This is a genomic window from Streptomyces sp. NPDC096323, from assembly GCF_040302845.1.
Taxonomy (GTDB): Bacteria; Actinomycetota; Actinomycetes; order Streptomycetales; family Streptomycetaceae; genus Streptomyces.
Genome location: NZ_JBEOSI010000008.1, coordinates 210,863 through 233,306 on the forward strand (window position 1 = coordinate 210,863; position 22,444 = coordinate 233,306).

Annotated in this window: 19 protein-coding genes; 11 read left to right on the forward strand and 8 right to left on the reverse strand. The window is 72.4% G+C overall.

Annotation, left to right across the window (positions count from 1 at the left end):
- Nucleotides 1-13: 13 nt before the first annotated feature.
- Nucleotides 14-1,558 (forward strand): sugar transferase, encoded by a 1,545-nt coding sequence (locus ABTX18_RS23195; RefSeq protein WP_352124640.1) that lies wholly within the window; start codon nt 14-16, stop codon nt 1,556-1,558.
- Between the two features lie 100 nt (nt 1,559-1,658).
- Here the strand turns inward: ABTX18_RS23195 and ABTX18_RS23200 are convergent, their stop codons facing one another.
- A complete protein-coding gene (locus ABTX18_RS23200; protein ID WP_352124641.1) occupies nt 1,659-2,642 on the reverse strand; it encodes a GDP-L-fucose synthase family protein in 984 nt (327 codons plus the stop codon).
- 114 nt (nt 2,643-2,756) lie between these two features.
- On the opposite strand from ABTX18_RS23200, the gene gmd reads away from it, so the two are divergent.
- The 5 genes from gmd to ABTX18_RS23225 are packed head-to-tail and all read left to right on the forward strand — an operon-like array spanning nt 2,757 to nt 10,348.
- Nucleotides 2,757-3,770: a GDP-mannose 4,6-dehydratase gene (gmd, locus tag ABTX18_RS23205; protein ID WP_352124642.1), complete on the forward strand. Its 1,014-nt coding sequence runs from the start codon at nt 2,757-2,759 to the stop codon at nt 3,768-3,770.
- On the forward strand, nt 3,767-6,556 hold the full coding sequence (locus tag ABTX18_RS23210; RefSeq protein WP_352124643.1) for a LamG-like jellyroll fold domain-containing protein: 2,790 nt from the start codon (nt 3,767-3,769) through the stop codon (nt 6,554-6,556). The genes gmd and ABTX18_RS23210 overlap by 4 nt, the downstream gene beginning before the upstream one ends.
- Nucleotides 6,553-8,811 (forward strand): LamG-like jellyroll fold domain-containing protein, encoded by a 2,259-nt coding sequence (locus ABTX18_RS23215; protein WP_352124644.1) that lies wholly within the window; start codon nt 6,553-6,555, stop codon nt 8,809-8,811. The genes ABTX18_RS23210 and ABTX18_RS23215 overlap by 4 nt, the downstream gene beginning before the upstream one ends.
- A complete protein-coding gene (locus ABTX18_RS23220) occupies nt 8,808-9,524 on the forward strand; it encodes an Rv1352/Rv1906c domain-containing protein (protein WP_352124645.1) in 717 nt (238 codons plus the stop codon). Before ABTX18_RS23215 ends, ABTX18_RS23220 begins: the two co-directional genes overlap by 4 nt.
- A complete protein-coding gene (locus ABTX18_RS23225) occupies nt 9,521-10,348 on the forward strand; it encodes a glycosyltransferase family 2 protein (protein ID WP_352124646.1) in 828 nt (275 codons plus the stop codon). Before ABTX18_RS23220 ends, ABTX18_RS23225 begins: the two co-directional genes overlap by 4 nt.
- 1 nt (nt 10,349) lies before the next feature.
- On the opposite strand, the gene ABTX18_RS23230 is transcribed toward ABTX18_RS23225, so the two are convergent.
- Entirely contained in the window at nt 10,350-11,510 is a 1,161-nt protein-coding gene (locus tag ABTX18_RS23230; protein WP_352124647.1) for a glycosyltransferase, read from the reverse strand.
- Nucleotides 11,511-11,714: 204 nt separating this feature from the next.
- Here ABTX18_RS23230 and ABTX18_RS23235 point away from each other — a divergent pair, with 204 nt between their 5' ends.
- Nucleotides 11,715-13,232, forward strand: coding sequence for a hypothetical protein (locus ABTX18_RS23235; RefSeq protein ID WP_352124648.1), 1,518 nt, complete (start codon nt 11,715-11,717; stop codon nt 13,230-13,232).
- Here ABTX18_RS23235 and ABTX18_RS23240 read toward each other — a convergent pair.
- Genes ABTX18_RS23240 through ABTX18_RS23250 form a run of 3 tightly spaced genes read right to left on the reverse strand, consistent with a single transcriptional unit; the run spans nt 13,201 to nt 17,449 of the window.
- The gene (locus tag ABTX18_RS23240) at nt 13,201-14,445 is read right to left on the reverse strand and encodes an MATE family efflux transporter (protein ID WP_352124649.1); all 1,245 of its coding nucleotides are present in this window, start codon (nt 14,443-14,445) and stop codon (nt 13,201-13,203) included. The two genes, ABTX18_RS23235 and ABTX18_RS23240, sit on opposite strands and share 32 nt — an antisense overlap.
- Nucleotides 14,442-16,187 carry a lipopolysaccharide biosynthesis protein gene (locus ABTX18_RS23245; protein ID WP_352124650.1) on the reverse strand — a complete coding sequence of 582 codons (1,746 nt, stop codon included), beginning with the start codon at nt 16,185-16,187 and terminating at the stop codon, nt 14,442-14,444. Before ABTX18_RS23245 ends, ABTX18_RS23240 begins: the two co-directional genes overlap by 4 nt.
- A complete protein-coding gene (locus ABTX18_RS23250) occupies nt 16,184-17,449 on the reverse strand; it encodes a glycosyltransferase (RefSeq protein ID WP_352124651.1) in 1,266 nt (421 codons plus the stop codon). The genes ABTX18_RS23245 and ABTX18_RS23250 overlap by 4 nt, the downstream gene beginning before the upstream one ends.
- 214 nt (nt 17,450-17,663) lie before the next feature.
- On the opposite strand from ABTX18_RS23250, the gene ABTX18_RS23255 reads away from it, so the two are divergent.
- Nucleotides 17,664-18,110, forward strand: coding sequence for an FAD synthase family protein (locus tag ABTX18_RS23255; RefSeq protein WP_352124652.1), 447 nt, complete (start codon nt 17,664-17,666; stop codon nt 18,108-18,110).
- Here ABTX18_RS23255 and ABTX18_RS23260 read toward each other — a convergent pair.
- Together ABTX18_RS23260 and ABTX18_RS23265 are read right to left on the reverse strand one after the other, a co-directional pair.
- Nucleotides 18,079-18,810 (reverse strand): CDP-alcohol phosphatidyltransferase family protein, encoded by a 732-nt coding sequence (locus ABTX18_RS23260; RefSeq protein ID WP_352124653.1) that lies wholly within the window; start codon nt 18,808-18,810, stop codon nt 18,079-18,081. The genes ABTX18_RS23255 and ABTX18_RS23260 overlap by 32 nt on opposite strands.
- A 201-nt stretch (nt 18,811-19,011) precedes the next feature.
- Nucleotides 19,012-19,704, reverse strand: coding sequence for a ribonuclease H family protein (locus tag ABTX18_RS23265; protein WP_352124654.1), 693 nt, complete (start codon nt 19,702-19,704; stop codon nt 19,012-19,014).
- Nucleotides 19,705-19,897: 193 nt separating this feature from the next.
- Here ABTX18_RS23265 and ABTX18_RS23270 point away from each other — a divergent pair, with 193 nt between their 5' ends.
- From ABTX18_RS23270 to ABTX18_RS23280, 3 genes are all read left to right on the forward strand, one after another.
- Nucleotides 19,898-20,080 carry a DUF6381 family protein gene (locus tag ABTX18_RS23270; protein WP_352124655.1) on the forward strand — a complete coding sequence of 61 codons (183 nt, stop codon included), beginning with the start codon at nt 19,898-19,900 and terminating at the stop codon, nt 20,078-20,080.
- A gap of 152 nt (nt 20,081-20,232) precedes the next feature.
- On the forward strand, nt 20,233-20,967 hold the full coding sequence (locus ABTX18_RS23275) for an SDR family NAD(P)-dependent oxidoreductase (protein WP_352124656.1): 735 nt from the start codon (nt 20,233-20,235) through the stop codon (nt 20,965-20,967).
- 68 nt (nt 20,968-21,035) lie between these two features.
- Nucleotides 21,036-21,554 (forward strand): HAD domain-containing protein, encoded by a 519-nt coding sequence (locus ABTX18_RS23280; protein WP_352124657.1) that lies wholly within the window; start codon nt 21,036-21,038, stop codon nt 21,552-21,554.
- A 16-nt stretch (nt 21,555-21,570) separates the two neighbouring features.
- Here ABTX18_RS23280 and ABTX18_RS23285 read toward each other — a convergent pair whose 3' ends face one another.
- On the reverse strand, nt 21,571-22,440 hold the full coding sequence (locus ABTX18_RS23285) for a UbiA family prenyltransferase (protein WP_352124658.1): 870 nt from the start codon (nt 22,438-22,440) through the stop codon (nt 21,571-21,573).
- Between the last annotated feature and the right edge of the window lie 4 nt (nt 22,441-22,444).

The window sequence follows — 22,444 nt, forward strand, 5'->3', positions numbered from 1 at the left end:
GACTGGGGGGTTCATGGGGCATGTCGAGCTACCCGAATCCGAGATATCAAGGCCCGTGGGACTGGCGGGGACACCGCGCCCACGGACTGCTTCGCACCGCCCTCGCAGCCAGGAGTTCGACCGGCTGCGGCAGGGCCCGACCGTACAGCGCGACCGTTCCGCCCGGCCCGGGACCAAGCACGGCCCCGGCCGATATCTGCCGCTCGTCGTCGGCTTCGACCTCGTCGGCCTGGGGATTCCCGCTTGGCTCGTCCTGCGCACCGACGGACAGCCCAGGGCCCTGGCCGGTGCGGCCGTCGCCGCGATGGTGTGGTCCGGCGTCCGGGCCGCGCGGGGCCGGTACGCGGCGCGGGGCCCGGGCCGGCCGGCGGGGGCACTGACCGCCGCCGGGGACTGGCTGCTGCTCATCGGGCTGCTGGCGGTCCTGTGGACCGCGGCCGACACCACCGTGGATCCGGCGGGGGCCGTCGTCGCACTGATTCCCGGCCTGCTGGCGACTGCGGCGCTCGCCGGGGCACGGCGAATACCGCGCTCCGGGCGGCGCCGGACCGTCCGCCGCGTGCTGGTGGTCGGCGATTCTGTGGGGGTGGAACGGGCGGTGCGGCGGCTCTCCTCCCGGTCGGACCACGGCTACCTCGTGGTGGGCGTGGTGCCCGTGGGGACGGCGAGCCTGACCTGTGACATTCCGGTGCCGGGCCGGCTCGCGTCCGAGCCGGCCCACGACGACGCCTCGACGGTGCTGGGGGCCGCCTTCGCGTACGAGGCGGACCTGGCGTTGGTGGTGCCGGGACCGCAGCTCGCGGAGGAGCGGCTGCGGCAGCTGTCCTGGGGGCTGCACGACGGCGGGCTCGCCCTGTCGGTGCTGTCGCACCTGTCGGAGACCGCCGAGAGCCGGGTCCGTCCCTCGTCGGCGGCCGGGCTGACCCTGCTGCACATCGTGCCGCCGCTGCGGGGCGGTCCGCAGCAGGCCCTCAAGGCCGCGGTGGACCGCGCGGGCGCCGCTCTCGGCCTGATCGCGCTGGCCCCGCTGCTGGCGACGATCGCGGCCCTGGTCCGCTGCACGTCGGCCGGGCCGGTCTTCCACCGGCAGATCCGGCAGGGGCAGCACAACCGGCCGTTCACCATGTGGAAGTTCCGCACGATGGTGGTGGACGCCGAGCAGCACAAGGCCCGGCTGGTGACGTCGAACGAGAACGACGGCCGGATGTTCAAAATGCGCCGGGATCCCCGGGTGACCCGCGTCGGCCGGTTGCTGCGCCGCTCGTCCCTGGACGAACTCCCGCAGTTGTTCAACGTGTTGAGGGGCGACATGTCCCTGGTCGGTCCCCGGCCGCCGTTGCCGGACGAGGTGTCCTGCTACGACGAGCGCGAGCTGAGGCGGCTCGCGGTCAGGCCGGGGCTGACCGGCCTCTGGCAGGTCAGCGGGCGGTCCGACCTGTCGTGGCAGGAGACCGTCGCGCTGGACCTGTGGTACGTCGACAACTGGTCGGTGGCCACGGACCTGGGTCTCATGGCCCGTACGCTGCGCGCCGTCACCGACGGCCGCGGGGCGTACTGAGAGCGGGCGGGATCCGATGAGGGACATGCGAGCGGGCCGGGTGGAGGGTCGCGCCGTCGCGGCCGTCCACCCGGCGCCGGGGCCGGGCCACGGCAGACCGTCAGACCTGTGCGCCCTGCTGTTCCAGCCACCAGGCGTAGGTCCGCGCGATGCCGTCGCGCAGGGGGATTCTCGGCTTGAAACCGAGAGAGGAGAGCCGGGACACGTCCAGAAGCTTGCGCGGCGTGCCGTCCGGCTTGGCCGTGTCCCAGTCGATCCTGCCCTGATAGCCCATCACCTCGGCAATCGTCAGCGCGAGTTCGCGGATCGTCAGGTCCTCGCCGGAGCCGACGTTGACCGGTGCGTCGTCGTCGTACCGCTCCAGCAGCAGCACGCAGGCGGCGGCCAGGTCGTCGACGTGCAGGAATTCGCGGCGGGGGCTGCCCGAACCCCAGAGCGTGAGCGCCGGGGCGTCGTCCCGGCGCGCCTCGTGGAAGCGGCGGATCAGCGCGGGCAGGACGTGCGAGGTCTCCAGGTCGAAGTTGTCGCCCGGTCCGTAGAGGTTGGTGGGCATGGCGCTGATGTAGGCGGCGCCGTACTGGCGGCGGTAGGACTGGGTCTGCACGATTCCGGCGATCTTCGCGAGGGCGTACGCCTCATTGGTCGGCTCCAGCGGGCCGGTGAGCAGCGCGGACTCGGGGATGGGCTGCGGGGCCAGCTTCGGATAGATGCAGGACGAGCCGAGGAAGAGCAGCCGCTCGGTCCCGGCGGCGTGCGCGCCCGCGATCACGCTCAGCTGAATGCGCAGGTTCTCCTCGATGAACTGCACGGGATACGTGCTGTTGGCCATGATCCCGCCGACCTTGGCCGCGGCCAGCACGACGGCGTCGGGGCGCACGTCGCGCAGAAAGGTCCCGGTCCGCTCGGCGTCGCGCAGATCGAGCCGGTCGCGCCCGCGGGTGATCACTTCATGGCCGTCGGCGGTCAGCCGGCGCACCAGCGCCGAGCCCACCAGACCGCGGTGGCCGGCGACGAACACCCGGGCACCGGGGCGTAGCAGGGACGGGACGGATTCCTGGGAGGGGCCGGGGAGTTCAGTCGTCATGGCTCGGATTGTGCCAGCAGTTGTATGAAGCGGTGATGTTTTGCCGCAGATCGCTCAAACTCTGAAATTTCGGCGTGACCGACCGCCTCACAGGCGACCACAGGAGGGGGAGACGTGGCGAAGACCGCGCTCATCACCGGCGTGACCGGACAGGACGGCTCGTATCTGTCGGAGCTGCTGCTCCAGAAGGGGTACACGGTCCACGGCCTCATACGCCGTTCGTCCAGTTTCAACACGGAGCGGATCGACCACATCTATCAGGGCCCGGAGGAGGAGAACCGCTCGTTCGTGCTGCATCACGCCGATCTCTCCGACGGGGTCGCCCTGGTGAACCTGTTGCGTGACATCCGGCCCGACGAGGTCTACAACCTCGGCGCGCAGTCGCATGTCCGGGTCTCCTTCGACGCCCCGCTGTACACGGGTGACGTCACCGGTCTCGGCACGATCCGGCTGCTGGAGGCCGTGCGTGCCAGCGGCGTCGACACCCGGGTGTACCAGGCGTCCTCGTCGGAGATGTTCGGCGCCAACCCGCCGCCGCAGAACGAGCAGACCCCGTTCCATCCGCGCAGCCCGTACAGCGTCGCCAAGGTCTACTCGTACTGGGCCACGGTCAACTACCGCGAGGCGTATGGCATGTTCGCGGTCAACGGCATCCTGTTCAACCACGAGTCGCCGCGCCGCGGGGAGACCTTCGTGACCCGGAAGATCACGCGCGGGGTGGCGCGGATCAAGGCGGGTCTGCAGACGCATCTGCACCTGGGGAACCTGGACGCCGTGCGTGACTGGGGGTACGCCCCCGAGTACGTCGACGCGATGTGGCGGATGCTCCAGTGCGACACCCCGGACGACTACGTGGTGGCGACCGGAGAGGGCGTCAGCGTGCGGCAGTTCCTGGAGTACGCCTTCGAGCACGCCGGTCTCGACTGGCGCGAGCACGTCCGCTACGACGCGAAGTACGAACGGCCCAGCGAGGTCGACGCGCTGATCGGGGACGCGTCCAAGGCCGCGGAACTGCTGGGCTGGAAGCCTGCGGTGAAGTCGCAGGAGCTGGCCCGGATCATGGTCGACGCCGATGTGCGCCAGCTGACGGACCAGCTGTCCGGAGCGGCCGTGAGGGTGGACCGATGAGTGCCCTCCCACGTCTCGGACGCAGCCGCGGTGGTGTGTTCGCCGCCGTCCTCGCCCTCGCGGCGGGGGTTCTCACCGCTTCCGCGGTGACCGCTCCCCCGGCCGGGGCACTCACCGAGCCGGTCGGCTTCACGGCCGACCACCTCTCCACGTACCAGACGAATGGCATCGTCTGGTCGCTCGCCGAGGCGAACGGGGTCGTCTACGCGGGCGGAACGTTCACCAACGTCCGCCCGGCGGGCTCCCCCGCCGGCAGCAACACCACGTCGGCGGTCAACTTCGCCGCGTTCAACGCGGCCACCGGGGCGCCCACGGGGTGTTCGCTCTCCTTCACCCGCTCCAGCGGCACCGCGACGGTACGGGCGCTCGCCGTCTCCCGCGACAAGTCCACGCTGTACGCCGGGGGTTACTTCAACGCGGTGAACGGGGCGGCCGCCAACGGCCTGGTCGCGATCAACACCGCCACCTGCGCCCGGCGTCCGGGCTTCTCGCCCGACTTCGGGGCGACCGTGCGGGCACTCGACGTCGCGGCGAACGGCACGGTGTACGCGGGCGGGGACTTCCAGAGCGTCAACGGGCAGACCCGGCGCTTCTTCGGCGCGGTCACGGCCGCCGGTGCGCTGACGGCCTGGAATCCGGACGCCGATGATCCCGGGCGGACTCTGAAGGTCACTCCGGACGGGCAGAGCGTGCTGATCGGCGGGGACTTCTTCACGGTGGGCGGCGCGAACTCGCACGCGCTCGCGGTGACCGCCGCGGGCACGGGCGCGCTGACCCGGGCGTACCCGGGCAACTTCATCGCGTCCTCCGCGGTGATCAAGGACATCGTCACGGACAGCGCGTCCGGAGGCTGGTACGCGGGCGGCGAGGGGGCCGGCGGGGCCTCGTTCGACGGGCGGCTCGCGATGGACCTCGCCTCGTTCGACCAGCGCTGGCGGGACACCTGCCAGGGCGCCACGCAGGCGCTGCGGGTCTACCGGGGCGTGCTGTACGCGGGCAGCCATGTCCACGACTGCTCCACCATGGGCGGCTTCCCCAACCAGGTCCGCAAGCACCTGACCGCGCAGGCCGTCGGCGATCCGGCGATGCTCGGCTGGCTGCCGGACACCAACGACGGCATCGGTGAACCGGTGGGTCCGCGCGCGCTGACCGTTTCGTCGCGCGACGGACGCGATTTCCTCTGGGTGGGCGGCGAGTTCACCACGGTCAACGGTGTCGCGCAGCAGGCGCTGACCCGGTTCGCCGACTCCCCGGACACCGGGGCGCCCTCCGCGCCGGTGGTCAGCGTCTCCGCGCCCCGGGCGGGCGAGGCCCGCGTGAGCTGGCGTTCGAGCCTGGACCTGGACGACAGCCGGCTCACGTACCGGGTGTACCGCGACGGCGGGTCGACGCCCGTCCACACGACGACGGGGTCCTCGCTGTTCTTCAGCCGGCCGCAGCTGACCTTCACCGACACCGACGTGGTGGCCGGCCGCAGCTACGCCTACCGCATCACGGCGAGCGACGGCACCAACACCAGCGCGCTCTCCGCCAACATCACGGTCACGGCGGCGGGTTCGGCCAGCCCGTACGCGGAGCGGGTGCTCGCCGACGGGGCGGATCTGTACTGGCGATACGACGAGGCGGGTGGCGCGTTCGCCGCGGACGCCTCGGACAACGACGACGGCGGCGTGTACGTGAACGCCCCCTCGTACCGCTCGTCGCCCGCCGCCGTGGCCGGCTCCTCGGCGCTCTCCCTCAACGGGACCGACGAATACGTCTACAGCGACCGGCTGCACCACTACACCTCGCCGAGCCCGTACTCCATCGAGACGTGGTTCCGCACGGCCACGACGCGGGGCGGCCGCATCGTCGGGTACGGCAGCAACATCGGCACCGCCCAGGGGCACACCAGCGGGATCTCCGACAAGATCCTCTACCTCACCGACAACGGACGGCTCGCCTTCGGCGTCCAGACCGGCAGCTCCAGCACCCGGCCGACGATCACCTCGTCCGCGTCGTACAACGACAACACCTGGCACCACGCCGTCGCCACCCAGGGCCCGTCCGGCATGCGGCTCTACGTGGACGGCGCCCAGGTCGCCGCCAACGCCACCACCGGCAACCGCTCGTACAACGGCTACTGGCGGGTCGGCGGGGACGCCATGAACGCCGCCTGGCCGAACCGTCCCACGAGCACCTACTTCGCGGGGCAGGTGGACGAGAGCGCGGTCTACCCCTCGGCGCTGACGGCCGCCCAGGTGGCCGCGCACCACGACCTGGCGGACACCCCGGCCGGGCCCGGGGACACCACGGTCACGCTGACGCCGACGGCGGACGCGTACGTCAACGGCGTGGCGGCGAACACGAATTACAACGACACCCAGCTCGCCTCCCGGGGCTCCACGCCGTACCTCGGCTATCTCCGCTTCGCCCTGCCGGCCGCCCCGGCCGGGCAGGAGCTCAAGAGCGCCCGGCTCAGCTTCCGTACCTCGTCGGATTCCACGGCGGGTTCGGCCGAACCCCACACGATCGTGCCGGTCACCGGCACGTGGACCGAGTCGGCGGTCACCTACAACACCCGCCCGTCGCTCGCCGCGACGGTGCTGGGGACCATCTCCGGCGCAACCGCCGTCTCCACCGACTACTCGGTGGAGCTGAACGCGCCGGCGCTGGGCGGGGCCCTGGGCTCCGCCTACTCACTCGCCCTCACCAGCAGCGGGACGGACAGTCTCCGCGTCTGGTCGGGCGAGGTCGCAACCGCGGCCTACCGGCCGCAGCTCGTTCTCACCTTCGGAGCTGAATGATGAACGCAAGTACGGGGCGCAGACCCGGCGCACGCGGCCGCACGCGTGCGGCGGCCGCCGCGCTCTGCCTCCTCGCCGGGGCCCTGAGCGCCGTCGCCGCCGGGAGCTCCCCGGCAGCGGCGCTCACCCCGCCGGTCTCGCTCACCGCGGACGACCTGTCCACCTGGCAGACCAACGGCATCGTCTGGTCGATGGCCGCATCGGCCGACGGGGTGGTGTACGCGGGCGGCACCTTCTCCACCGTACGGCCGCCCGACGCGGCGGCCGGGACGTCGGAACAGCCCGCGGTGAACTTCGCCGCGTTCGACGCCGCGACCGGTGCTCCGACGGGCTGCAGCCTGTCGTTCACCCTCTCCTCCGGAACCGCGACCGTGCGGTCCCTCGTGCTGTCGCCGGACGGTGACACCCTGTACGCGGGCGGGCAGTTCGGAGCGGTCAACGGGGTCGGGGTCAGTAACATCGCGGCCGTCGACACCGCCACCTGCACTCCGCGCGCGGACTTCAAGGTCGCCGTCTCGGCGACCGTGCGGGCGCTCGACGTCACCGACGACACCGTGTACCTCGGCGGTGACTTCAACAGCGTCGAGGGGCAGACCCGCAACAAGTTCGCCGCCGTGACCACCGGCGGCCAGCTCAAGCCGTTCGCCGCGAACACGGACGAGGTCGGGCGGGCCGTGGAGGTCACGCCCGACGGTCAGCACGTGGTGATCGGCGGCGACTTCTTCACCGTCAACGGGACGAACTCGCACGCGCTGGCCGTGGTGGACGCCACCACGGGCGCCCTGGACAAGAGCTATCCGGGATTCATTCCGAACACCTCGACGGTGCAGGACCTGACCTCGGACGCGACCCAGTTCTACACCGCCAACGAAGGCACCGGCGGAGGCGTCTTCGACGGCCGGATCGCGCTCGACCTGTCCACGTTCTCCCAGGTCTGGCGGGACACCTGCCTGGGCGCCACGCAGGCCCTCCTGGTGCACGACGGCGTGCTGTACAGCGGAAGTCACGCCCATGACTGCGCGTCCATGGGCGAGTTCCCCGACCAGCCGCGCAAGCATCTGCTGGCACAGGCGGTCGACAACCCGAAGCTGCTGCCGTGGTTCCCCGACACCAATGACGGCATCGGCGAGCCGGTCGGTCCTCGGGTGATGGCGCAGACGGACAAGGGCGGTCACCACTACCTGTGGGTGGGCGGCGAGTTCACCACCGTCAACGGCTCCGCGCAGCAGGCACTGACCCGGTTCGCGGACGGCCCCGACACGGGGGCGCCCTGGGTGCCCAACGCCAGTGTCTCCACGGTCCGCACCGGCGAGGTGGACGTGAACTGGCAGACCAGCTTCGACACGGACGACGGGGAGCTGACGTACCGGATCTACAAGGACGGCGCGAGCACTCCCGTGCACACCGTGACCGGCTCCTCGCTGTTCTGGGACCGTCCGCAGCTGACGTGGACCGACCGGGAAGTGGCGCCCGGTGAGACGCACACGTACCGGATCAGCGCGAGCGACGGCACCAACACCAGCGCCAAGTCGCCCGCGGTGACGGCGGTCGTGGCGTCCGCGGCGGAGGCGTACCCCGCCCGGGTGATCGCCGACGGCGCCTCGCTGTACTGGCGCTACGACGAGCCCGGCTCCACGTTCGCCGGCGATGCCTCCGGCGGCCTGGACAACGGATTCGTGCGCAACGCGCCGTCCTACCGGCAGACTCCGGCCGCGATCGCCGGCGACTCGACCGCGATGGGCTTCAACGGCACGGACGAGTACGTCTACAGCAACAGGCGGCACGCCCAGCCGACGACGTTCTCCGTGGAGACCTGGATCAAGACCACGACCACGAGGGGAGGGAAGATCATCGGCTTCGGCAACCTGACCATGCAGAACAGCGGCCAGTACGACAAGCACGTCTACATGCGCAACGACGGGCGGCTGATGTTCGGGGTCCACAGCGGTGGCACCCGGACGGTGACCACCAGTGCCGCGTACAACGACGGTGAATGGCACCATGTGGTCGCCACCCAGGGCTCCGGCGGCATGGCGCTGTACGTCGACGGTCAGCTCCGCGCCTCGAACCCGTTCTACACGGGCAACGAGAGCTACCAGGGGTACTGGCGGGTCGGCGGGGACAACCTCTCCGGCTGGCCGAACCGTCCGACGAGCAACTTCTTCGCCGGGCAGATCGACGAGACGGCGGTCTACCCGACCGCGCTGAGCAGCTCGAAGGTCGCCGCCCACTACGCGCTGAGGACGGGTGGATGAGGTATCCGTTCCTGGCCGGCGCCGCCGTCGTCATCATGACGGCGGCGCTGGCCGCCTGCGGCTCGTCCTCCGACGGGGGCGAGGAGAAGGCGTCCGGTGCCGGCGCCGGTCCCGCGGCCTCGTCGGGTGCGGCGGCCGACCCGGGTTCGGGTTCTGGTTCGGGTTCGGTGAGCCCGTCCCCCGCCGGTCCGAAGACGTCCCCGACCAGCGAGCCCCCGAAGATTCCGAGTGACGAGCTCACCCCGGCCACGGGCACGTTCACCAAGAAGCAGAAGGAGTTCCTCGTCGACCGGGTCCCCAAGGGCATGGACCCCGCGGCCGTGCTCCAGACCGGGCAGGCGACCTGTGACCGGCTGACGTATCTGGTCAAGGTGGACCGGGACACGGCCGTCGGCGCGATCGTCACCGGCGAGATCGCGGACGCGGAGCCCGCCGTCGGCCACCTGTGCACGCAGCACCAGGCGCTGGTGGACCGCGCCTCGGGGGGCTACGCCGACGGCACGCACGAGGGCAAGGCACTGCGGCCGGGGCGCTACCGCGACGTCACTCCCACCAACAACTGCAGCTGGCAGGTCACGGACGCGAACGGCAAGGACCTGGTGTCGGGCTCGTCCGACGACGGGAAGCGGACCGTCATCACGATTCCGCGGGCGGCCCGCGCCTTCACCTCCACAGGCTGCTACGCCTGGCTGCCCGAAGGAGACAACGGATGAGCAGACTGCCGATAGCCGTGGCGATCCCCACGAAGAACGAGGGGCTCAACATCGCCGAGGCGGTGAAGTCGGTCCTCGGCCACTTCGAGGCGGTCGTCGTCGTCGACTCGCACAGCACCGACGACACCGCGAAGATCGCCGCGGAGTGCGGGGCCGAGGTCGTCTCGTACACCTGGGACGGCGGACACCCCAGGAAGAAGCAGTGGTGCCTGGACCACGTCCGCACGGACCTGGACTGGATCCTGCTGCTCGACGGGGACGAACGGCTGAGCCCCGGGCTGCTGGCCGAGCTGCGGCAGATCTTCGCCGATCCGCAGGCGCGGCGGCCTGCGGCGTACGACATTCCGCTGGGGTACTGGTTCTCCGGGAAGCGGCTGCGGCACGGATACACCATCCGCAAGCGTTCGCTGACCGACCGCACCCGCTGCCACTACCCGGAGGTGGGCGATCTCGACGCGCCGGGCATCGGCGAGGTGGAGGGCCACTACCAGCCGGTCGCACAGAGCGCGGGATCGCTCCGCAACCCGATCGAGCACCAGGACCTCGACCCGGTGACCGCCTGGTTCGAGCGGCACAACCGGTACTCGGACTGGGAGGCGTGGCTGGAGCAGCATCCCGAGGTCAAGGAGCAGGTGCGCCGGGTCAAGTCCCGCCAGGGACAGCTGTTCCACAAGGCGCCGTTCAAACCGCTGGTGTCCTTCGCGTACATGTACGTGTACCGGCGGGGTTTCCTCGACGGGCGGGCGGGGCTCGACTTCGCCCTGGCGATGAGCTTCTACCGGTGGCAGATCGCTCTCAAGTCGCGGGAGAGGCCGACGGCGTGAGTCACCCGCGCTTCCGGCGGACCACGTCCTCGTAGGTCCGCCGGAGCGTCCGGGTGACGACGTCGATGGTGAAGTCCTCGTTGACCAGCTCCCAGGCGGCCTTCCCCGCCTGGGCGTTGGCCCCGGGCTCCAGCAGCTCCAGGATGGCCTGCGCGACCTTCTGCGCGTTGGCCCCGTCCTCGCCGACCCGGCTGTCGACGACGCGGCCGGCTCCGGCCCGCGCGACGTCCGGGCCGAGGCCGCAGGTGCGGGTGATGACCACGGGGGTGCCGACGGACATCGCTTCGAGGACCGAGACGCCCAGGGGCTCCTCGATCGACGGCAGGACGTACACATCGGCCTCACGTCCGGCCGCCAGCACCTCCTCGTGACCCAGGGGTCCGACGTGGTCGAGCGAGTCCTGCACGCCCAGGCTGCGGGCCAGGCTCAGCGTGCCGGGGAGCGCGCCGGTGTCGGGCCCGGCCAGGACGAACCGCGCGTCCGGGTGGACGGCCAGGACCGCGGGCATCGCGGCCACGAAGTCCTCCGGGCGCTTGCGCTGCTGGATCCGGGCGAGGAAGAGCACCGTCGGCGGGCGGGCCGGGTCGCGGGCGGGCTTGAGCTCCTGCGGGCGCACGCCGTTGACCAGGCGCACGGTCCTGGTGAGGGCGACCGGGGCCGCGACGGCGTTGACGTCGATCCGTTCGGCCTCGGTCAGGTGGAGCACCGCGTCCGCGCCGCGCAGGACCTTGCGTACCCCCAGCAGGTCGGTCAGCTGCGCCACCCGCTTCTCGGTGGGGTCCACCATGCCGTGCGTCTGGACGACGAGCGGGGTGCGGCCGGCGAGCGCGAGCAGGGCTGCGGGCAGGGTCACCAGGTCGCGCATCAGATGGACGTGGACGAGGTCGGCGCCGCGCATCATGCGGCGCGCGCTCCGCAGGAGGGGCACCGAGGTGATGCCACTGACCTCGAACATCGGCAGCAGGTGGCGGGCCTGGAAGAGGTGTACGGGCACTCCCTCCACCTCGTCGGGCAGCGGGCCGTCGAAGCCGTCGCCCAGGGCCATGATCCGGGCGTCGTCACCCTCGGCGCGCTGGACCTTCGAAAGGTTCAGTGCCACCCGGGTCGGACCACCGAAAGCATGGTCCGGGGTGTGCAGTGTGACGATGTGCAGGATCTTCACCAGGGTTCCCCTCGACCTCGGCCGGCTGTTCACAGACTAGTCATCACATCACCTCAAGTGGGCTGATTCGTTAAGGTGTTCATAGGTTCGCCGGTGTTCATGGATTCGCAGGTCTTCGCAGGTTCGCAGGGGCTCATGGATTCGCGGGCTCTTCGCAGGTTCGCCGGTGTTCACGGGTTCGTACGTTCACGGAGCGGGGGAACGATGACGTCCGTGCACGAGGCGGTGCGGTCCGGCGACGTTCGCCGGAGCGGTCCGCGCCATCCGGTCGAGCCGCTCGTCAGGCCGATGTCCTGGGCGATGCTGTCGCGGGCGATGGCCGTGCCGCTGATCCTGGGGCTGGTCTGCTTCCTGCCCGCACTGATCGCCGCCCAGCCCGGGTCCGGGTCCCGGGACACGGGGTACTGGCTGCAGCTCGTCCTCACGTGCTACTCCGGCGCCCGGCTGGCGACCATGATCCTCTCCACCCGGCGGCGGCTGCTGCAGGGTGTCTTCTGGATGTTCGTGTACATCGCGATGGGCGTGGCGCCGTTCGCCCAGGCGGTCATCGGTCAGACGCCGACGCCGTTGGTCGGGCCGCGCTCCGATCTGGTCACGGCGATCGCCCTGATCCTGGTGGGGTGTGCCGCCTTCGACCTGGGGGCGCTGCTCGCGTCCCGGCGTCCGCTGCGACGGCGTACCTCGGCGCGCGGGGGCGGCGGCGGTCCCGCCACGGCACATCCGGTCAGGCTGCGGCTGCTGGTGCTGATCGCGTTCGCCGCGAGCGGCTACTACGTGCTGAAGCTCGGCGGGCCCGCCGTGTTCTTCTCCAGCCGGCAGGAGATCAGCGCCTCGGTGGCGGAGAGCGGTGTCGCGTCCGGGGAGTCCAATGTGGGCTCGGCGTTCCTGAAGGGCTTCGGCACCGTCCCCGCCCTGCTGGCGCTGCTCTTCTATACCCGTCGGCTGGTGACCTCGCGCCGGGCCCGGCGCTCGCCGTCCACCGTCCTGGTGTGGACCGCGCTCGCAGCGGTCAACCTGGTCGTGAACAACCCGGTGTCCAACGCCCGTTACTGGTTCCTGACGGTCCTGGTCTCGCTGCTCTTCACCGCGTTCCCGAGCAGCGCGGCGATGTACCGCTCGGTGCTGGCCATGGGGGTGATCGGCGCGCTGGTGCTGTTCCCGTACGCGGACCGGTTCCGCTACGACGACTCCGGGTACCGGCCGGTGCAGTCGTCCTCGGTGTTCGAACCGCTGGCCACCAAGGACTACGACCAGACGGTGATGTTCGCCAACACCATCTCCTGGGTCGACACCCGCGGCCACACATACGGCCGTCAACTGGCGGGCTCCGCCTTCTTCTTCGTGCCGCGGGCGGCCTGGAGCGGGAAGCCGGAGGACACCGGGGTGCGCGTCGGGCAGTGGATGGGTATGAACATGACCAATCTCTCCGCGCCGCTGTGGACCGAGCTGTGGGTCGACTTCGGGGCGCCGGGCATGATCGGCGGGCTCGCCCTGATCGGCTACGCGGCGGCGCGCACCGACCGCCGCTACGCGCGGGCGGTGACACGGGCCGGGCCGGGGCCCGGCAGCGTCCTGGCGATCGCGGCTCCGCTGATCGCGGGATACACGTTCATCCTGCTGCGCGGCCCGCTGCTCCAGGCCGTCGGGAAGCTCGCCATCGCGGCGCTGTGCCTGGCGCTCGTCACCAGTTTCACGGACCGGAGCCGACAGCGGTCGCGCTGACCGGGGCGTGTCCCGGCCGGTCCCGGCGGGTGAGCCGGGCCACCCGGGTCCAGGTGGCGGCCGCCTTGCAGACGGAGCCGAGGCACAGCCCCCAGGCGGCGCCCGGCACCCCGCCGATGAGATAGCCGCCGGTGAGGAAGGCTACCGAGGCGAGGGAGAACACCACCTGGATGCCGAGCGTGGTGCGCGGGTCGAGCAGCCTGAGCGCCAGCAGCCCGCAGGTGCCGACGGCCATGGCCGTGTACTGGCTGCCGGTCGCGGGGAGCAGCGCGGCGGCCGTCGGCCAGGTGTCGCCGAGCAGATGGCGGCCGGCCGATGCGGGGAGCAGCGCGAGCACGGTCGCCCAGCCGGCGGCGGTGAGCGCGAGGAGGGCGGCCAGGGCGGCGGTGGCCCGCACCCTGAGCCGTTCGGTGGCGAGCCGCCCGAGGAGCGGGGGGCCGAAGCCGGTGGCCGAGGTGAACAGCACGTTCAGCGGGCCGAAGAGGGTGGTGGCGCCGCGCAGGGCGCCGACGAGGAGGGGGTTGCCGACCGTGCCGAGCCCCAGCACGGAGAGCTGGCTGGTCGCGTTGCCCACGCCGAACTCGATGACGAACCGCCGGCCGAGGTGCCCCTTCCTCAGCAGGGGTTTGAGCAGCACCGGGGTACCGGCCGTCCTGCGGTGCAGCGCGACCGCCGAGAACAGGAGCGCCGGCAGGGCGGAGAGGCCCCAGACGATGACCAGCCGGGCCGCGGGGGTGCCCTGCGGCTGTGCGGCCAGCGCCCCCAGGACGCACACCAGCCGGAGCGTGTCGGCGGCCAGCGCCATGTGCTGGGCGTGCAGGGTGGCGAAGGCGTAGCGGGCCGTGTCCTGGGCGAGGACGACGGGCAGCACGAGCCCGAGCATGGTGAGCGCGCGTGCCGTCTCCCCCGGCAGCACGGCGCAGACGGCGGCGAGCGGGCCGCCGACCGCGGCCGAGACGAGCAGGGTGAAGGCGACCGCGGAACGGCAGGATCCGCGCGTCTGGTCGCTCGCCCCCCGGCGCAGCACCAGGGGCTGTCCGGTGTAGGCGCCGGACACCCCCAGCAGTACGGAGAAGACGAGGTAGACGGCGGAGAAGCGGGCGAAGTCGGCGACGGTGGAAAGCCGGGCGGCCACCACCAGGACCAGGATGTTGGTGAGCGCCGCCACCCCCTGGTCCGCGACCGAGCAGAGGACGGCGGTGCGTGCCCTCACCTGTGGCCCGCGGTACTGCTGTGGTCGTTGCCGCCGCGTCCGCTGCCGCTCTCCACTGTGCGCAGGCCGAGCGTCTCGGTGGGGTCGCCGGTGTGCCCGGCGACGTCCGCCCGGTCGGGGCCGTCCGCCTCGGGGGCGTCGTGGCCGTCGTGCGGGGACGCGGTGCGGCCGTGGCCGCGGCGTCCGGCCGCCTTCCGGCGGGCCCGGCGCTCCAGGCGTCCGTAGCCGGGGTGGAGCAGCGTGCCGAGCACGGTGCCGCCCGCGGCGCCGATGATCTCGCGGATGCGCTCCAGGTCGCTGCGGTGCACCTCGCGCGGGTCGCAGACCACCACGACGCCCTCGACGCGGTCGATGAGCGCGACGGCGTCGGCGTACGAGAGCACGGGCGGGGCGAGCACGATGACGACGGCGCCGGGCCTGCCGCCCTCGGCGAGGATCCGGCCGACGGGGGCGGAGGTCAGGGCGCGCGGCACGTTGTCCGTACGGCGCCCGGCGACGAGGGTGAATGCCCCGGATCCGGGGACGTCCACGTTGGTGCGGCTGTCCGAGGGCCAGGTGCGCTCGGCTTGGGCGGCCCAGCTGGGGCGGCCGGTGCGGCCCGCCGCGCCGAGTTCCCCGGCCAGGGACGGGGCCCTCAGATCGGCCTCGACCAGCAGGACGTCGCGCCCCATCTCGGCGAAGGCGGCCGCGAGGTTGGCCGCGGCTGCGGTCGCCATACTGTTGTCCCCCCGGGGCGCCGTGACCAGGAGGCGGCGGCGCTCGGCGAACGAGGGGTCGTAGGCGAGCCGGAAGGCCACCGCCCGGTACTCCTCGGCCAGCCTGCTGCCACCGCGTCCGATGGCGAGCAGCGTTCCGGCCGCGGCGCGTTCGCGGGGCAGCGTGCCGAGCAGCGGGGCGCCGAGCGAGCGGACGAGTTCCCTGGTGGAGCGGACGGCGGGGTCGAAGACGAGCCGCACCCAGGACAGCAGCAGGCCGAGGGCGAGACCGACGACGCCGCCGAGTCCGAGGAGCAGGGGCAGGCCGGCGCCGCTGGGCGCCTCGGGCACGACGGGCTTCTTGTTCAGATAGCCGGGCGTGGTGTCCAGCGCCCGCAACTCCGATATTTTCTGACTGAGTTCGGAGATGGAGACGATGAGGTTGGCCCGTGCGCTGGTGACGTCGTTGCCCACCGTGCCGGTCTCCTGCTGGGCCAGGCGGTCGCGTTGTTCGGTGAGAGGCTTCAGCTGGGCGCGGTAGCCGTCGACCATGTTGTCGATGCTGTTCTCGGTGCGTTCGCGGCGTATCTCCAGGTAGGCCTCGGCCAGCGCCTGGGCACGGGCCTTCGCCTGTCCGGGCTCGCTGCCGGTGTAGGAGAACCTGAGCACCAGGGTGTTGGGCGGGTTGGTCACCTGCAGCCCGGACAGCAGGGTGCCCACCTCCACGGCGTCGCCGGTCTTGGCCAGCGAGCCGACGGCGACGGTGCCCACGGCGTCGCTGACCGCGGTCTGGCGCTCGGAGCCGATGTTGATGCCCTTGTCGGCGGAGGCACCGGCGGCGAAGGGGTCCGAGGTGGCGGAGCGTACGGAGACCTCACCCGTGGAGGTATAGGTGTCCTCGCCGCTCAGCGCCAGCCAGCCGGCGCCGAGGAGTCCGACGACGACGCCGCACGCGAGCAGGGAACGGTAGCGCAGGAGCTGGCGGAACTGGTCCCGCAGCAGCGCGGGTTCGTCCTGGTCCTCCAGCGGGCGGATCGGCTGGGTCATCGGCGGTGTGTCCCTTCGGCGTCCTGGAGGACCTCGGTGAGCAGTGCGTCGAAGCGGGCGAGGCCGGCTTCCCGGCTGAGATGGCGGGCCACGTACCGCGGGCCGTGGGCGCCGAGTTCGTCGGCGGCGGCGGGTTCCTCGGTGAGCTTGCGGACCGCCGCCAGGACGGCGGCAGGGTCCTCGGGTGCGACGAGGAGACCGGCGCCCGAGCGCTGCACCTCCTGGGCGGTACCGCCCCCGTCGGCCACGGAGGCGACGACGGGGCGGCCCGAGACGAAGTACGAGGTGAGCTTGGACGGGACGCTCATGTCGAGCACGGACGCGCGCTGGGTCACGGCGAGGACGTCGGCGGCGGCCAGGACGTCGGTGAACTCGTCCGCTGCGGCCGGCGGCAGGAAGTCCAGGTTGGGCAGGCCGGACGCGCGGGCGAGCAGGGCGTCGCGCTGGTTGCCGTCCCCCATCAGGACGACGCGTATCCCGGGGGCCAGCCGCGCCGCGTCGACGAGGACCTCCAACCCCTGTTTGAGTCCCATGTTGCCGGAGTGCAGGACCACGGGGGTGTCCTCCCGCCAGCCGAGGCGGGCCCTGGTCGCGGCCCGGTCGGCCGAAGGGGGCTGGACGTGGCTCCAGTTGGGGACCAGCCGGATGCGGGCCGGGTCCACCCCGTAGGCCGTGACCCGGGGGACGAAGCTCTCGTGGATGACGCCGACCAGTGTCGCGGCCGCGAGCGCGTACCGCTCGGCCCGTGACGCGACGGCGGCCGCCCGCCCGCCGCCCCGGATGCCGCTCTGCGCGGCGGCGGCGCCCATCAGGTCCTGGACGACGGGTATGTACGGGACGCCGTGGCGGCGGGCGAGCCGGGCGCCGATGACCCCGCCGGCGAGGCTCGGCAGCTGGGCGATCACCGCGTCGGGCCGCAGGGCGGGCGGGGCCGCGAGGCCGTGCGCGAGCACACTGGCCTCGAACGCGGCCCGTCGCAGCGCGCTCTGACGGGGCGGCACATAGTGTCTTCGGCGATGGACGGTGACGCCCGAGCGCTGCTCCTCGGTCCGCCACACGCCCCGGTACGCCGCCTCGGTCCGCCAGGAGGGGTAGTGCGGCATCCCGGTGAGCACATGGGTGTCGGCCCCTGAGCGGGCCCAGTGCTCGGCGAGCTGGGCGGCGTACGGGCCGATGCCGGTCAGCTCGGGTGCGTAGTTCGTGGAGACCACCAGCAGGCGGCGGCCGTCGAACGGCTCATGGTGGTGCTCTGTTCCTGGCATCGGACGCCCGCCTTCCCCCGGAGCCACCTGTGTTCCCCCCAAGGAACAGCCCCAAAAGTGAGCTTATCCGTTCACGAGATGCACAAGTGGTCTTCGCAGTAAGGTCATCGCACGATCACACCGATACCGATATCCCGCCGGACCGGATGCCATGTCCGGATACCTTCCGATGGGACACGGGACATCACGTTCACACCGTGGGGGGAGAGAACGGATGGTACACAGGGTCGGCTACGCGCCGGGGGTCTACGACCTGTTCCACATTGGCCACCTCAACATCCTGCGCCATGCCCGCAGTCAGTGCGACTACCTGGTCGCGGGGGTCGTCTCGGACGAGATGGCCGCACTCGCCAAGGGCCACAGGCCGGTCATCCCGCTGCCGGAGCGGCTGGAGATCGTCCGGAGCGTGCGGTACGTGGACGCGGCGTTCGTCGAGACCGTCCCCGACAAGGTCGAGACCTGGCAGCAGGTCAGGTTCGACGTCATCTTCAAGGGGGACGACTGGCGCGACACGGAGAAGGGCAAACGACTGGAACGCGACTTCGCGGAGGTCGGCGTGGAGGTCGTGTACTTCCCGTACACCGTGCACACGTCCAGCACCCAGCTGCGCCGGGCGCTGGACACGATGGTCAGCCCGCCCGGAGCGCTCTCAGCTCCCTGAACCACTTGCCGAGGAACGCCACGAGGAACAGCGCGTGCACGGCGGCGAGTACGGCGTATCCGGTGCGGAACGCCGTCTCGTCGCCGAGCAGCAGGAACACCAGGCAGAACACCCCGTAGTCGGCCGGCAGCAGCGCCACCGCCCGCAGCCGGGAGACCGGACCGGCCGGGGCCCCGCCCGCCGGCGCCGAACGGGCGGCCGCCTTGCCCAGCTGCTCCCGGAGCAGCCCGGCGCAGAAGGTGAGCACCGCGACGAACAGGAAGCCGAGCGGCAGGAGCAGCCAGCCGTCGGAGCCGAGAGCGAAGTAGCGGTGGAACGCGATCAGTACGACGGTGTGGACCAGGATCATCTTCGCGCAGTCGACGACGTGGTCGAGCCATTCGCCGTCCGGGCCGCCACCGCCGGTCAGCCGGGCCAGCTGCCCGTCGGCCGAGTCGAGGGCGAACCCGACGGCGAGCCCCAGGTAGACCAGGACCGCAAGCCCCCAGGTGGGGCGGACGAGAGCCACCGGGGCGAGGGCGGCGAACGTGAACGCCGCGCTCACCAGAGTGACCTGATTGGGCGTCATGCCGAGGCGGTACGCGGCTGCCGCGAAGACCCGGCCGGCCGGCCGGTTCACGTACCGCGAGTAGAGCGACACCCCCTTGGCCGACTTCTGCGCCCCGCGCAGCTCACGCAGCACCGCAACCGTGCTTTCCATACGCCCCCCAGCGTGTCGCCGTTTCCACGGCTCCGGCGGCATCTCGAAGCGCACCACCGGAGCCGCATCATGGCACGCTCGCCCCCCTGCGGGGGCGGGATCACCACGACCCGGACCGGCCGGGCCGCGGGGAGCGTCCTGCCGGTGCCCGCGCCGGGCGGTGGCGGCCGGTCGCGAGGGACGTCCTGCGGGCGGGCCGCGTCAGGCGGTGGTGGCGGTCCGGCACTCCGGGTGGCCCCAGCCCTGGTCGTTCTTGGCGATCATGTCCTTGGCCGCGTACGGCCTGCCGCACTGGCATCGGCCGGCGAACTTGGCGCGGATGGTCGCCCCGCCGGAACGGGCCGCGCCGCCCGCCTTCTTCGCCGCTCCCCCGGTCCGCCGCCCCTCGGTCGCGCGGGAGGGCGCGGGAACGGGCAGGTCGGCGGAGCCCTGGGAGGTGCCCGCCGCCCGCTGGGCCACGGCCACCTCGCTGGCCGCCTGGTCGGCGAGCGCGTTCAGCGGGTCGCCGTCCACCTGATGGGCCGGAACATAGACGAACTGCACGGCCCGGCCGGTGAGCAGGGAGTCGATGCGGGCCACCAGGTCGCGGTTGGCGACGGGCTTGCCGGCCGAGGTCTTCCAGCCGTTGCGCTTCCAGCCCGGCAGCCACTTGGTCACGGCGTTCATGGCGTACTGCGAGTCCATCCGGACCTCGAGCGCCACGGCCGGGTCGAGCGACTCCAGCAGTTCCTGAAGGGCGGTGAGCTCGGCGACGTTGTTGGTGGCGGTGCCCAGGGGCCCGGCCTCCCACCGCAGCGGCCTGCCGTCCGCGTCGGCCACCACATAGGCCCAGGCGGCCGGCCCCGGATTACCCTTCGACGCCCCGTCACACGCGGCGATCATGCGCTCGTTCATGCCCCCGATCATGCCAGCGTCCAGACGCCCGGTTCACCCCGGTCACGAACCGGGGCCCCGGGCCGTCGCGGCCCGGCCTCCGCACGCCCTTCACCTGGCCCTCTCACCGTACGTAACGCTTCGGCATGCGGTCCTCACGCTGCGCTGCTTGTCTGAAGGGGCCCGCTCTTCCCTACCGTCCGAAGGAGCGACGATGAGCGTTGCAGGAGAAACCGGCCGAGCCCAGCAGATGCGCGAGAAGGCCAGGCACATGACCGAGGCCGCCGAGCGCACCAGCGACCCGGAGCAGCGTCGCCGACTCGAGGAGAAGGCCCGGAAGCTGCGGGAGCAGAGCGAGCAGCAGGGCGGCCGGAACGGCAGCGACCTCCCCCTGTAGCCACCGCGCTTGACGCGAACGACGGGCTGCCACCCTTCCATGAGGGGGTGGCAGCCCGTCGGCGTGCGCGGGGCCTTGATCACCTCGGCCTACGATGGGGCGGCCAGCCGAGGACGTCGCCTCCTCGCCGCACAGGAGCGAGGGATCCCCGCATGAGCCGTCAGCCGGTCACCGTCGTCACCGGGGGCAGTCGCGGCATCGGCGCCGCGGTCTGTACGCGCCTGGCCGCCGACGGCCATCACATCGCACTGGGCTACCGTTCCGACGCCGCAGCGGCCGAGGCGGTCGCCGCGGCCGTACGGGAGACGGGCCGGCGATGTGTCGCGGTGCGGGTGGACACGACTGAGGAGACCGCGGTGGACCGGCTCTTCGACAGCGCGGCGGCGGAACTGGGACCGGTCACCGGCCTGGTCAACAACGCCGGGGTCGGCGGCCCGCTGGGCCCGCTCGCCGACGCCGACCCCGAAGGGCTCCGGCGCGCCCTGGACGTGAACGTCGTCGGCTATCTGCTCTGCGCCCGGCGCGCGGTGCGCGACATGACCGGGTCGGGCGGCGGGGCCATCGTGAACATGTCGTCGGCGGCGGCCACGCTCGGAAGCCCGGGCGAGTACGTCCACTACGCCGCGGCGAAGGCAGCCGTGGACGCGATGACGATCGGCCTCTCCAAAGAGGTCGCGACGGCCGGCATCCGCGTCAACGCGGTCGCGCCCGGCATCATCCGGACCGGTTTCCACGCGGACCCGGAACGCCCCGACAAGGCAGCCGCCGGGATCCCGCTGGGCCGGCCGGGACAGCCCGGGGAGATCGCCGGCGCGGTCGCCTGGCTGCTCTCGGACGACGCCTCGTACGCCACCGGCGCGATCCTCCGGGTGGCGGGCGGCCGCTGACGCCCGCCTGCGCGCGTGCGGTGAACCGGTGGGCCGGGGGCGATGACGACGGGTTGTACCGTGCAGCGGTGACCGGTCCCGGCGGGCTTCCGCTTCTCTTCCTCGATGTCGACGGCCCCCTCATCCCCTTCGGCCCGCGCGCCGGCGGTCACCCCGTATACCCGGAAGGGCAGCATCCGCCGACGGCCGGAGGGAATCCGCTGCTCGACCGGATCGATCCGTCGCTCGGGCCCCGGCTCGCCGCGCTCCCGTGCGAGCTGGTCTGGGCGACGACGTGGGCGGAGGAGGCGAACGCGGTCGTCGCGCCACGACTCGGCCTGCCGGAACTGCGGGTCGTCACCTGGCCCCCGCCTTCCGAGGCGGACGAGCGGGACGCACGGGCGGGTCTGCACTGGAAGACGCGCACGCTCGCCGGCTGGGCCGCGGGGCGCGCCTTCGCCTGGGTGGACGACGAGATCACCGAGCGGGACCGGCGCTGGGTGGCGGACCGCCATGGAGCGACGGCTCTTCTCCACCGCGTCGACCCGTCGCTCGGCCTGACCGACGCCGACCTGCGGCTGGTCGGTGGCTGGCTGCGCACGGCCTGAGCGCTCCCCGCCCCGCTCACACCGGCGCGGTGCCGCGTACCAGCAGGAGTGCTACGTCCGCCGCCGCGACGGCGGCCGCCACGGCGAGGGGGGCCTTGCGCCAGGTGCGGGCGAGCAGGAGGCCCGCGAGCGCGGCCGGTGCCGCGGCGGCGAGTGTCGCGGCGCCCCAGGGTCCGGGCGGTCCCGTCGGGCCGAGGGCCAGGACCGCGGAGGCGGCGACGAGGGGCACGGGGAGCAACAGGCCCGTGGTGGTGACGCCCAGGCGCTGCGGGAGGCCGGTCACGCCGTGACGGAGGTCGTCCTCGATGTCGGGCAGGACGTCGCCGAGGTGGGCGGCCAGGCCCAGCAGCGCTCCCGCGGTCACCGCCCACCAGGCCGGCCCGGGGCGGCCGGGCAGGGTCAGCGCGGCCACGGCGGGCAGGGTGCCGAATCCGATCACGTACGGGAGCCAGGACAGGGTGGTGGCCTTCAGCTTCAGGTTGTACGCCCAGGCGGCCGCCACGGCCGTCAGATGCACCGTGCCCGCGAGCGGGCCGCAGGCGAGGGAGAGCGGGACGCAGAGCAGGGCGGCGGTGAAGGCCGCCGCCCAGACCGTCCCGCGGCTCACCGATCCGTCGGCCACCGGTTTGCCGGTGCGTCCGGCGGCGGCGTCCCGTCCGGCGTCGAAGGCGTCGTTGCACCAGCCGACGGACAGCTGACCGGTCAGCACGGCCGCGACGAGGAGGGCGCAGCGCATGCGGTCGAGGCCGACGCCCGCGCCGAGAGCGCCCGCGATCGCGGTCACCGCGACCACCGGACCCGGGTGGCACGAGCGGGCCAGCGCCGTGGTGCGGCCGAGCGGCCACGCGGTCGCGGCGTAGGCGCGCGACGGATCCGGAGTGCCCATCACG

What these genes read in the sequence shown, in the direction of transcription:
- ABTX18_RS23195 (WP_352124640.1), top strand. Translation starts at nt 14, where the DNA reads ATGGGGCATGTCGAGCTACCCGAATCCGAGATATCAAGGCCCGTGGGA.
- ABTX18_RS23200 (WP_352124641.1), bottom strand. Translation starts at nt 2,642, where the DNA reads ATGACGACTGAACTCCCCGGCCCCTCCCAGGAATCCGTCCCGTCCCTG.
- ABTX18_RS23210 (WP_352124643.1), top strand. Translation starts at nt 3,767, where the DNA reads ATGAGTGCCCTCCCACGTCTCGGACGCAGCCGCGGTGGTGTGTTCGCC.
- ABTX18_RS23215 (WP_352124644.1), top strand. Translation starts at nt 6,553, where the DNA reads ATGATGAACGCAAGTACGGGGCGCAGACCCGGCGCACGCGGCCGCACG.
- ABTX18_RS23220 (WP_352124645.1), top strand. Translation starts at nt 8,808, where the DNA reads ATGAGGTATCCGTTCCTGGCCGGCGCCGCCGTCGTCATCATGACGGCG.
- ABTX18_RS23225 (WP_352124646.1), top strand. Translation starts at nt 9,521, where the DNA reads ATGAGCAGACTGCCGATAGCCGTGGCGATCCCCACGAAGAACGAGGGG.
- ABTX18_RS23235 (WP_352124648.1), top strand. Translation starts at nt 11,715, where the DNA reads ATGACGTCCGTGCACGAGGCGGTGCGGTCCGGCGACGTTCGCCGGAGC.
- ABTX18_RS23245 (WP_352124650.1), bottom strand. Translation starts at nt 16,187, where the DNA reads ATGACCCAGCCGATCCGCCCGCTGGAGGACCAGGACGAACCCGCGCTG.
- ABTX18_RS23250 (WP_352124651.1), bottom strand. Translation starts at nt 17,449, where the DNA reads ATGCCAGGAACAGAGCACCACCATGAGCCGTTCGACGGCCGCCGCCTG.
- ABTX18_RS23255 (WP_352124652.1), top strand. Translation starts at nt 17,664, where the DNA reads ATGGTACACAGGGTCGGCTACGCGCCGGGGGTCTACGACCTGTTCCAC.
- ABTX18_RS23260 (WP_352124653.1), bottom strand. Translation starts at nt 18,810, where the DNA reads ATGGAAAGCACGGTTGCGGTGCTGCGTGAGCTGCGCGGGGCGCAGAAG.
- ABTX18_RS23265 (WP_352124654.1), bottom strand. Translation starts at nt 19,704, where the DNA reads ATGAACGAGCGCATGATCGCCGCGTGTGACGGGGCGTCGAAGGGTAAT.
- ABTX18_RS23270 (WP_352124655.1), top strand. Translation starts at nt 19,898, where the DNA reads ATGAGCGTTGCAGGAGAAACCGGCCGAGCCCAGCAGATGCGCGAGAAG.
- ABTX18_RS23275 (WP_352124656.1), top strand. Translation starts at nt 20,233, where the DNA reads ATGAGCCGTCAGCCGGTCACCGTCGTCACCGGGGGCAGTCGCGGCATC.
- ABTX18_RS23285 (WP_352124658.1), bottom strand. Translation starts at nt 22,440, where the DNA reads ATGGGCACTCCGGATCCGTCGCGCGCCTACGCCGCGACCGCGTGGCCG.